The sequence below is a fragment of the Ensifer sp. ENS06 genome (assembly GCF_014852205.1).
Taxonomy (GTDB): domain Bacteria; phylum Pseudomonadota; class Alphaproteobacteria; order Rhizobiales; family Rhizobiaceae; genus Ensifer; species Ensifer adhaerens.
This window is the reverse complement of the sequence record NZ_JACVBC010000002.1, coordinates 583,158-592,139: the sequence shown is the minus strand read 5'-3', so window position 1 is coordinate 592,139 and position 8,982 is coordinate 583,158. Positions and strand designations below refer to the sequence as shown.

The window sequence follows — 8,982 nt, the reverse complement described above, 5'->3', positions numbered from 1 at the left end:
TGCGGCGCGGCGCGGATCGAGACGGACCTCGACTTCAGCGTCGGCACGGAGAATGCAACGGCACGGCCTGCATGAAGAGGCGGCTCTGGTCGATGGTGGCGAAGCCTGACGCCTTCCGGCTGATCGCCGCGGAGGCGGCACTGACCGACTATCGCGGCCGCAACCCGGCCGCCCAGTCTTCGTCATCCGTGCACACGGCGTCCGAGGCGTTCGCCGGCGTGGTCAGACATAATGGTGCAGATGCTGCCGGCGTCCGGGCCATGGTCGATACAGCCAACCAGAAACCCGAGATCGCCAGAGTGCAGATCGCGCATGCCTGCGGCACCTGCCAGCTTCTATTCGCTTAGTCTTTATCCGGCGCAGTTGACATATCGCGCAACACTGCCTCAGCCGCGACTTCGGCATTGCGTCTTGAGCCCGAGATGGTTCCGGATTTTATGAGCTGCTTGCCATCAAGCAGTAGCTGCCAGTTCCATGTGTTCAGGCCGCGTCCCTGGATGCGGAGTTTCAATCTGTCGGGATCGTACTTCGTCACTGCTTGCTCCTTTGACTGCACTTTGACAGATCAATGGCCAAACCAAAACTAAGCGATGAGGTCAAGACCTACATCGTGCAGGCTCTGGCATGCTTCGACAGCCCGCCCGTCGTCGCTGCGGCGTCTTTAGCGGCCCTGCGTCCGGCCCTCGGGCGTATCTAGTCCAGTTGCCGTTGTCTTCAGCGCGGCGAGCGTTTCGCGCAGCGCCCGGTCCAGCCGCTTGTCGCTTCGAAGCACCAGGGCGAAGCGGCGGAAGAGCGTTGGGGTGAGGGGCCGCACCACCAGCCGTTCCCGGTCGCCGGGGCGAAGGGCGATTTCCGGAACGAGGGCTGAGCCGAGGCCGACGGCGACCATCTCCTTGATCGCGTCGACGCTGCCGAGCGCCATCACCGGCTTGACGGTCGTGCCTGTGGTGGCCAGCCATTCGTCGGTGATCCTTCGCGTGTTGGCGCCGGGCTCGTAGAGGATCAGCGGCCGTTCAGCCAGGATCGCGGGCGTGACGGTATCGGGCAGGGCGGTCCCGAGCGGGGCAATCGCCACGAAGCGCTCGTCGAAGAGCGGCGTGATTTCGAAGATGCGGCCGGAGACAGGCAGGCTGACGAGGCCGATGTCGATGAGGTTCTCGTCGACCGCGCGGACGATGTCGGCGCTGTTGCCGGTTGTCACGGTGATGTCTAGATCGGGAAAGCGGCGCTTGAGATCGGCCAGAAGCGGCGGCAGCAGGAAGGCACACGGGGTGGCGCCGGTGCCGAGCCGGACGCGCCCGAGAACGCCTTTGGCGTGGCGGGCGACGGCCTCGATCGCCCGGCTGGTGGCAGCCTCGATGCTGCCGGCATGGGCCAGCAGCTCCTCGCCGGCCGCACTCGGCCGCGCTCTGCGGCCGACCCGCTCGACGAGGCGCACGCCGAGCTGCTTCTCCAGCACCCGCACCTGCAGGCTGACCGCCGGCTGGGTCAGGCCCAAGCGCTCGGCGGCGGCCGAGAAGCTGCCGAGTTCGGCGACCAGCGCGAAGGTTTTGAGATAGTCGAGGTTGAGAGCACTCATATCAAAGTTTCTTTTATGCTTTGAATAGGAATGCTAAGCTTCTTTTTGGGAATGTCGAGGCGCAGACTGTGTCCATGGTTGGAAACGAAACATGGATGTTCGACATGATCCGGGAACTCGGGCTTTATCTCGTCGCTTCGCCGCGCTCGCGGTACTGGCAATTGCAGCAACTGCGCGAACTGGATGCTGAGCATCTGGCCGATATCGGCCTGACGGAGGCGGAAGCTCAGCTGGGAAGGCGCAAGGTTGCGCCGGTTCCGGCGCGCGAAGGGGGCGTCGTCGTTCGGCATGCGGAGGCCGCACGGGCGGGCGCGATGTGATGTTTCGGCGCGCGTGCCGTTCCCGACCACACTGGTGGGGCGGCAGTGACAGGGGCGTCTCGTCTCAAGCCGGCCTCACGTCCCACCTTTCGATCGCAAGGCCCGGCCAAAGGGCGCGCCACCGTTCCACTTTGCACTCGTAGATGGCGCGGGTGATCTGGCTCTTGTTGGCCCGAACGATCGGTGCGAGCAGGTCCTCAAGGCCGAAAGGGGCGCAGATCTCCAGTCCGCCCTGGGACGGGCGAAGGCCGATAGCGGTCGCTGTCGTCGGAAATGTCGCGATCGCCTCTTCCGCCGATAGATAGGGCCTGATCGGCGTGCCGAATTTTTCCTCGTACCAGAGGTGAACGCGTGCCTCGTTCTTGACGTCGATCCGCACGGGCAGATCCGCAAACAGGCCTTCGATCCGCTTCGCATGCGTGGCCTCCGCCTCTTGCGAGAGGTCGTCACCGTCGAAATAGACGATGTCGATATCGCTGATGCCGTGCGTCGGCGGCAGGGCGAACGCATGGTTCCAGACGGTCTGCGCTATCGCGCCGGCTGCCAGCCAGCCATCGGGCAGGGCAATCCGGTCCCAGCGATCGAGGATCGGAGCCAAGAGCGGGCTCTTCAGGATGATAGTCTGCAGGTCCGTCATCAAATCTGCATCGGCATGAAGCCGTGGACCATGCGTTCCGCCGGCGCTCGCGCGGCTCCCGCCGAGATCCATAGAGGATCGCCAAGACACTCGATCCGCCCGTCTGCAACGACGATGCCGTCGCCGTCATTGCAGGCAAGGATCGGTCGCGGCGTCGACAGGCTGTAGCGCAAGAGAGCGGGCAGGTAGCTCTTGTCGTCGCTCAGGTGCGGGAAGAACTCGAAGGGCACGAGATCAAGCGCATCGCCGTCGGTGATTTCCTCCGGCTCCAGCCCGATGAAGAGCGCATCGGTCGCGATCGTCGGCGCCATGAGAATGGCGCCGGCGCTGACGCCGATGAGGATGCCGCCGGACTGTGCCCAGTCGCGAAGCGGCCCGAGCATGCCGCTTCGCTTCAGCCGTTCGAGAAAGCCGCCGGTGTGACCGCCTGCAAGGTGAATGGCGTCTGAGGCGAAGAGCGCTGCAATGTCGTCTGCCGAATGCGGTTCGTCGAGATCGAAGAACAGCGCGAGATCGAGACCCAGCCTGCCGTAATAGGCCTGCCCGGCAAGGAAGAAGCCGCGGTCCCGTTCCGGACCGGAGGCGACATAGGCGATGCGTTTTCCAGCGCCGCCTGCCGCCAACATCTCCACAAGCCTGAGGTCGATCGCCGAGCAGGCGGAGACGATCTGGTCGCTGTAGAGGACGAGGTTGAGCATGTCTTTCCTGTCGTGACGAAGGGCTATAGCCCGGTTCGCTCGGGCTAGCCCGCGATCGCCTTCACCCGGCGGCCGTAACGCCAGATCCCGAGCCAGCTGAAATAGTTGACGAGAAGCGACAGGCAAAGCCAGAGCAGAGTGGTGAGGTCGTCACCGCCTTCGAACTGACCGGCAAATCGCACGACGCTGATCAGCGACAGGCCGCCGAGAAGGATGCCGAGCAGCCAGCTGTAGGGCCGCCAGAACCCGAACGGCGGGACCTGCAGATTAAAGGCGTAAGCGACGAGACCGATCGCCGTTGCCAGCGCCATGACCAGGCTGACGCCGCCGAGGATCTTGATCCCGTATGCCATCTCGTCCCAAAAGCTCAGGAGCAGCGTCGCGCCTATGACCAGGCCGAAAGCAAGGCTGAGCACGTAGAAAATTGCAAATGCCTTCCACATCGCGAATCATCCTGTATCTGCGTTGGTGGCAGCTTCGGCGGTGATGGGCGCCTTGTCTATCGTTCGGCGGGCGAGGTTGTCGCAAGGCCTTACGCCTCAAACGGCCTGCATGCCGCCCGCTCTCTCATTCTTTCACCGGAGTGCTTGGCGCGCTGACGTTCCGCTGTCAGCCCATCGCGGCCGGCTGCTGCTCTATGCGGCGGCCATAGCGCCAGACGCCGAGCCAGCCGAAATAGCTGAGAAGGAGCAGGAACAGCAAACCGAGGGAGGCCGACAGCAGGCCTTCGTCTCCGGGCTGGGGGCTGGAAATGAGCGTGACGAGATCCCAGGCATCGGCCATCAACGTGTAGAGACACCAGCAGGCGAGAACCCAGCTGAATGGCCGCCAAAATGGCAAGGGCGGGACCCTCAGGCCGAAGGCATAGGCAAGACGCCTATCATGGCAGCAAATTCCACGGCCAGGCCCGCATAGAACAGGGCTCGGTCGGCGGACGACAGCTGCACCGCGATTTCAGGGGGTAGCGTGACGAAAGCCGATGACAGCATGAAAATGAAAAGCAGCCCATAGAGAACTGCAAACGCCTTCCACATCGCGACGCCTATCTCCCAACCAGAATGCTTCGTCCGTCCTCAGAAGGAACGGGGTTTTGCCGCAGGATCCGCACCAGCCTGGAATAGATCCTGCAACGCTTGCCTCCACCGCGCTTGCGCCGGTTGCTGCGCCATGCGCCGTCCATAGCGCCAGACGCCGAGCCAGCTGAAATAGTTGAGAGCCAGGCCGAGCACCAGCCAGATGAGGTTCGTGACGCCCACGTCGCTTCCGGCCGGGATGGTGGCGAACATCTGTGCGAACCGCACGACGCTGAGCAGCGACACCAGCAACTGATAGACGCCGATGAGCCAGCTCAGCGGCCGCCAGAGCCCATAGGGTGGGGCATTCAGGTTGAAGGCGTAGGCGACGAGCCCGACGGCGGTCAAAAACGCCATCACGAAGGCCACGGAAGCCAGGCCAAGGCCGATAGTCGACATCGGCACTGACCGGCCCGCCATGATGTAGCCGCCAAGCAGGACGCCGAACGTCGCCAACAGGCAGTAAAAAACAGCAAACGCCTTCCACATCGCGAATTATCCCCCAAGCATGCAATGCCTGCCATCTTGGGTCGTGTCGCGACACTTGTCTATCGTCTGGCGGGCAGGAGCGTGGCTTTTGCCTAATCCGCGCTCAGCGCCACCGCCGGCTGCAGGCGCGAGGCGTTGCGGGCGGGCAGGAAGCCGAAGACGAGGCCGGTCAGGAAGGCGCAGGCAAAGGCGAGCGCCACCGGGCCGAGGGTGAAGGAAACGGGCATGCCGAACTGGCCGGCAAGCGCGCCGGTGCCGAGCCCGAGCGCCACACCGAGCGTGCCGCCGATCAAGGAGACGACCAGCGCCTCGATGATGAACTGCAGCAGGATATCGCGCTGGCGGGCGCCGGTCGCCATGCGCACGCCGATTTCGCGGGTGCGCTCGCTGACCGAGACGAGCATGATGTTCATGACCCCGATGCCGCCGACGAGCAGCGAGATCGCGGCCACCGAGGCGAGGAACAGCTTCAATGTGTTCGAGGTCTCGGTGAAGGCTTCGCGCACGGAGGACATGTTGGTGATCTGCGTGTCCTGGCGCTTGTGGCGCTGGTCGAGCAGCGCCTGGATCGTCTGCTGCGTGATGTCGATCGCCGAACCGTCCTTCACCTGAACGGTGATGGTGCGGATGTTGCGTTGGCCGAAGAGGCGGATGCTGCCGGTCGAAAGCGGCACCAGCACCACGTCGTCCTGGTCGTTGCCGAAGGAGGTGGCGCCCATTTCCGCCATCACGCCGATCACCTGGAAGGGGATCTTGTTGACCAGCACATACTGCCCGATCGGGTTGTCGCCGTCTGGAAAGAGCGTTTTCACGACCGTCTGGCCGAGTACGGCCACAGGTGCGTAGGTGTCCATGTCGTTCTGGTTGATGAACTCGCCCTTGGCCATCTTCCAGGATTTGGCGGTGGTAAACTGCGGTACGGTGCCGTTGGCGGTGGTCTGATAGTCGACATTGCCGCGGCGAAGCGTGACGGAGCTGGTCATCTCCGGCACGGCGAAGGCGACATTCGGCACCTCCAGGATCGCGTCCGCATCCGCGGGCACCAGCGTCACGTTGCTGCCGCCCGCGCTGCCGCGGAAATTCGCCATGCTCGGCCGCACCACCAGCAGGTCCGAGCCCATCGACGAGATGCGGCTCAGAACAGAATCCTGCGCGCCGGTGCCGATCGCGAGCATCGCGACCACCGAGCCGACGCCGATGACGATGCCGAGCAGGGTCAGGATGGTGCGGAACAGATTGGCCTTCAGCGCCCGGAACGCCATCTTGACGGCTTCGGTGACATCGGCGATCGCGGCCGAGCCTTCGCTGACATGGCGGGCGAGGGCGGCCGCCCCTTCGGCGTTGACGCGGGCCTTCTTGGCGCGGTCGGCGACGATGCGGCCGTCATGGATCTCGATCAGCCGGTCGGCCTGTTCGGCGACCTCGCGCGAGTGGGTGATGACGATGACCGTATGGCCCTGCTCGTTCATGTCGCGCAACAGCGCCATTACGTCGGAGCCGCTCTGGCTGTCGAGCGCGCCGGTCGGCTCGTCGGCCAGGATCACCCGGCCGCCGTTCATCAGCGCGCGGGCGATGGAGACGCGTTGCTGCTGGCCGCCCGACAGCTGGCCCGGCCGGTGGTCGAGGCGCTCGCCGAGCTTCAGCGCTTCAAGCAGCGCCTCGGCGCGGTCGTGCCGGTCGCGGGCGGACATGCCGGCGTAGACGGCCGGTACTTCGACATTTTCCTTGGCGCTTGCTGTCGGGATGAGGTTGTAGCTTTGGAAGACGAAGCCGAAGGTGCGGCGGCGAAGGGCCGCGAGCTCGTCACTGTCGAGGGTGGCGACGCTCTCGCCATCGATCAGGTAGTCGCCGCCGGTCGGCTGGTCGAGGCAGCCGAGTATGTTCATCAGCGTCGACTTGCCGGAACCCGACTGGCCGACGATCGCTACGAACTCGCCCGCCTCGATATCGAGCGACAGGCCGTGCAGGACCTCGACGGCGAGGTCGCCGTTGAAATAGGTCTTGCTGACGTGCCTGAGTGAGAGAAGCGGGGTCATGGCCACTATCGAGCTTGGATCAGAACATCGGCGGCATGCGCATGCCGCGCTGGTTTCGGTTGTCGCGGGCGTTGCCGCTCCCTGTCGATCCGGTGCTGACGACCACCTTCTCGCCCTCCTGGAGGCCGCTTCTGATCTCGGCGCTGACGCGGTTGCGAATGCCGACTTCAACGTCGCGGGTTTCGAGCGCGCCGGAAGCCGTAACCACGGTCACCTGCGCCTTGCGGGGCTCGCTTCCGGTTCCGTTTCTCTGGCCGTCGCGCCGGCCATTGCTCTCACCCGTTGCATCTCCCGTACCCTTGGCCGGATGGCTCAAGGCGCCGCTCGGCACGATCAATACGTCCTTGGCGGCGGCTTGCACGAAGAACACCTGGGCGCTCATCGACATCATCAGTTCGCCTTCGGGATTGGGCACGTCAAACAGTGCGTAATAGAGCACGACGTTGTTGGCCGTGTCCGGCATCGGCTGGATCTGACGAAGCTTGCCGGCAAAATGTTTGCCGGGCTGACCGAGCAGGGTGAAATAGGCATCCATGCCGACCTTCAGCCGGGTGACGTCTGCTTCCGACACCTGCGCCTTGACGGTCATGGTCGAGAGGTCAGCGATGGTGACGATGGTCGGCGTCGTCTGGTTGGCGTTCAGCGTCTGGCCGGCCTTGGCCGGGTTGGCGACGATGGTGCCCGAGATCGGAGCGTATATCTTGGTGTAACCGAGATCGACCTTGTCGCCGGCAAGGGTCGCCTGCTGCTTGCGGATCTGCGCCTCAATGGCGTTGACGTCGGCCTCGGCGGCGGCGAGATCGGCAATCGCCTGGTCGAGCGTCGATTGCGCCACGCTCCGGGTTTCGACGAGATTGCGCTGGCGGTCGATATTGGCCTGCTTGAGAACCAGCTGCGCCCTCTTGGAAATGAGCTGGGCCTGAAGGTTGGCAAGCTCCGCCTGGTCGATCTCTATGCGGTTCTCGATGGTGGCCGGATCGATTTCGGCGACGAGCTGGTCTTGCGTAACCGTGTCGCCGATCGCCACATGCAGCGCCTTCAACTGGCCGGAGACCTGGGCGCCGGCATCGACGGAATTGACCGCGTCGAGCGTACCGACGGCGGTCACGCTGTTTTCGATGTCGCCGCGGGTCACCACCTCGGTCACCATTGCGGTCGAGGCCGGGTTCTCTCCATAGCGCGTCCAGCCGTAATACCCGGCGCCGGCGACGGCGAGGATGACGGGCAGCCACAGCCAGGCTCGCGAGCGGCGCCTGCGCTTCACCGTCTTCACCGCACCGGGAATGAAGGTGACGTTGGGCGCCGCATCGTCGCGGGGCGTGGTGTCGGCTCGCGCCGTCTTGGCTGTCTTGTTCATCGCTTGCGCCTAACCGGCATCGCCGATGCCAAAATGGATAGGTTCAAAAATAGAAGCGAATGGACCCGGCGAAAAGCATTGAGATCATTATATTTTCGTAATCTTCGCCATCTGCATGGCAAGAGAAAGGCGCCCGCGGCTGCGGACGCCCGTTTTCGAAGGGGAACGACGGGTCTCTCAGCTGCGTGCCGCAATCAGCGCGGCGACATTGACGACCGCGCCGTGGTGGTCGGCAAGGCCGGCAAGTTCGGCCTCATGCAGGGCACGGGCGGAGATGGTGCCGCTTGCCGATGGTAGGTCGCGTGTGGTGCAGGCATCGGCTGCGATGGTGATGCCGTAGCCGAGATCCTTGGCGGCGCGGGCCGTCGACGACACGCAATTGTGGGTCATGAAGCCGGCGAAGATCACCGGCGTGCCGGCCGGGCCAATGATTTCGGCAAGGTTGGTGTCCGAAAAGCCGTTGGGCCGGATCTTCTCGACCACCGCTTCGCCGGCGATTGGCGTCACCGCATCGACGATCGCGCCGCGGTGCGCCCCCCGGTCGAACATGCCGCCGGCGGCCCCCTTATGAGCGACGTGGATGATCTTCGCGCCGGCGGCGCGAGCGGCGACCAGCAACTGCCGCGCCTTTTCGATCGCCGCTTCCGGCTCGACCAGGCGCACGGGGCCGGCCAGATATTAGTTCTGGTAGTCGATCAGCACCAGCGTCGCTTCGCCAAGCGGCGGCGGGGCGAGCGTGACGCCGGCAAGAAAAGGGTTGCTGCGGGCGCGGAATCGGACATGGGAAGGCTCC

General features: G+C 64.5%; 13 protein-coding genes and 1 pseudogene. 3 read left to right on the top strand and 11 right to left on the bottom strand.

The annotated features are described in order from the left end of the window. The first annotated feature begins 71 nt into the window (after positions 1–71). Positions 72–347: a hypothetical protein gene (locus IB279_RS12070; RefSeq protein WP_234824418.1), complete on the top strand. Its 276-nt coding sequence runs from the start codon at positions 72–74 to the stop codon at positions 345–347. On the opposite strand, the gene IB279_RS12065 is transcribed toward IB279_RS12070, so the two are convergent. Continuing rightward, positions 344–535 (bottom strand): hypothetical protein, encoded by a 192-nt coding sequence (locus IB279_RS12065; protein ID WP_060582751.1) that lies wholly within the window; start codon positions 533–535, stop codon positions 344–346. The genes IB279_RS12070 and IB279_RS12065 overlap by 4 nt on opposite strands. 33 nt (positions 536–568) lie before the next feature. Here IB279_RS12065 and IB279_RS12060 point away from each other — a divergent pair. After that, positions 569–658: pseudogene (locus IB279_RS12060) on the top strand (DUF2280 domain-containing protein); the annotation flags it as partial. Positions 659–661: 3 nt separating this feature from the next. On the opposite strand, the gene IB279_RS12055 reads toward IB279_RS12060, so the two are convergent. Continuing rightward, positions 662–1,579 carry a LysR family transcriptional regulator gene (locus IB279_RS12055; RefSeq protein WP_112771038.1) on the bottom strand — a complete coding sequence of 306 codons (918 nt, stop codon included), beginning with the start codon at positions 1,577–1,579 and terminating at the stop codon, positions 662–664. 95 nt (positions 1,580–1,674) lie between these two features. Between IB279_RS12055 and IB279_RS12050 the strand changes: the two genes are divergently transcribed. Beyond that, on the top strand, positions 1,675–1,899 hold the full coding sequence (locus IB279_RS12050; RefSeq protein ID WP_162766058.1) for a DUF1127 domain-containing protein: 225 nt from the start codon (positions 1,675–1,677) through the stop codon (positions 1,897–1,899). Positions 1,900–1,963: 64 nt separating this feature from the next. Here the strand turns inward: IB279_RS12050 and IB279_RS12045 are convergent, their stop codons facing one another. The 9 genes from IB279_RS12045 to IB279_RS12005 all read right to left on the bottom strand — a co-directional run bounded on the left by IB279_RS12045 (position 1,964) and on the right by IB279_RS12005 (position 8,852). Beyond that, complete coding sequence (locus tag IB279_RS12045; RefSeq protein WP_112771037.1) at positions 1,964–2,536, bottom strand: nucleotidyltransferase family protein; 573 nt, start codon at positions 2,534–2,536, stop codon at positions 1,964–1,966. Continuing rightward, positions 2,536–3,234, bottom strand: coding sequence for a Type 1 glutamine amidotransferase-like domain-containing protein (locus tag IB279_RS12040; RefSeq protein WP_112771036.1), 699 nt, complete (start codon positions 3,232–3,234; stop codon positions 2,536–2,538). The genes IB279_RS12045 and IB279_RS12040 overlap by 1 nt, the downstream gene beginning before the upstream one ends. 44 nt (positions 3,235–3,278) lie before the next feature. Beyond that, a complete protein-coding gene (locus IB279_RS12035) occupies positions 3,279–3,677 on the bottom strand; it encodes a hypothetical protein (protein WP_034792862.1) in 399 nt (132 codons plus the stop codon). A 166-nt stretch (positions 3,678–3,843) separates the two neighbouring features. Beyond that, positions 3,844–4,074 carry a hypothetical protein gene (locus tag IB279_RS12030; protein WP_146749518.1) on the bottom strand — a complete coding sequence of 77 codons (231 nt, stop codon included), beginning with the start codon at positions 4,072–4,074 and terminating at the stop codon, positions 3,844–3,846. A gap of 11 nt (positions 4,075–4,085) precedes the next feature. Then, a complete protein-coding gene (locus IB279_RS12025) occupies positions 4,086–4,268 on the bottom strand; it encodes a hypothetical protein (RefSeq protein WP_112771035.1) in 183 nt (60 codons plus the stop codon). Between the two features lie 39 nt (positions 4,269–4,307). Further along, positions 4,308–4,796: a hypothetical protein gene (locus IB279_RS12020; RefSeq protein WP_060582757.1), complete on the bottom strand. Its 489-nt coding sequence runs from the start codon at positions 4,794–4,796 to the stop codon at positions 4,308–4,310. A gap of 92 nt (positions 4,797–4,888) precedes the next feature. Then, complete coding sequence (locus IB279_RS12015) at positions 4,889–6,832, bottom strand: MacB family efflux pump subunit (protein WP_060605348.1); 1,944 nt, start codon at positions 6,830–6,832, stop codon at positions 4,889–4,891. A 19-nt stretch (positions 6,833–6,851) separates the two neighbouring features. Continuing rightward, complete coding sequence (locus tag IB279_RS12010; RefSeq protein WP_112771034.1) at positions 6,852–8,189, bottom strand: efflux RND transporter periplasmic adaptor subunit; 1,338 nt, start codon at positions 8,187–8,189, stop codon at positions 6,852–6,854. Between the two features lie 177 nt (positions 8,190–8,366). Continuing rightward, on the bottom strand, positions 8,367–8,852 hold the full coding sequence (locus tag IB279_RS12005) for an isochorismatase family protein (protein ID WP_309142279.1): 486 nt from the start codon (positions 8,850–8,852) through the stop codon (positions 8,367–8,369). Positions 8,853–8,982 lie beyond the last annotated feature (130 nt).